At 73.1% G+C, this 650-nt stretch carries 2 pseudogenes; both read left to right on the plus strand.

Annotation, left to right across the window (positions count from 1 at the left end):
- Positions 1-318, plus strand: a pseudogene (locus tag AC2W7M_RS26955) (hypothetical protein); the annotation flags it as partial.
- Positions 319-321: 3 nt separating this feature from the next.
- Positions 322-650: pseudogene (locus AC2W7M_RS26960) on the plus strand (peptidoglycan-binding protein); the annotation flags it as partial.

A 650-nucleotide genomic window follows, 5' to 3' on the forward strand; every position in this document is an offset into this window, starting at 1 on the left:
AGCGGACCGCGCCGCCCCGCGAGCCCGCCCGCGCCGCCGCCGTTCGCGCTTCTGCCGCCGCCGTCGCCCATCGACATGGACCCGCTCATCGCCGCCATGGGCCGCCTGGAGAAGACCATGACCGAGGCCGGCTCGCAGCGGGTCACCACCGCCATGGCGCAGCTGGCCGAAAGCCTCCAGGGCCTCGTCACCCACATGCGCGCCGAACAGGCGCTGCTGAAGCAGATGATCGAGGCCCAGGGCGGCCAGCAGGAGGAGGTGCGCCGCCTCGTGGAGCGCATCGACGCCGCCTCGGCGGAAGCGCGGCGGAGGGGCTGACCCATGGCCCTCGGACGGCGCGGCGCGCGCGAGCGCGGCATCGACTACTGGCCGGGCTTCGTGGACGCCTTGTCCACGCTGCTCCTGGTGTTCATCTTCCTGCTGTCGGTGTTCATGCTCACCCAGTTCTTCCTGACCCAGGAGATGTCGGGCAAGGACACCGTGCTGCAGCGCCTGCAGGCGCAGATTCGCCAGCTGACCGAACTGCTCTCCCTGGAGCGGGCGAGCGGCCAGAACCAGGAGGACGAGCTGTCCGCCCTGCGCGCGGGCCTCGACGGCGGCCGCAGGCCGAGCGCGACGCGCTCCAGCGCGCCCAGGCCAGTGCGCCGGCG

Source organism: Xanthobacter sp. BG11Y11_SDJG (assembly GCF_057364445.1).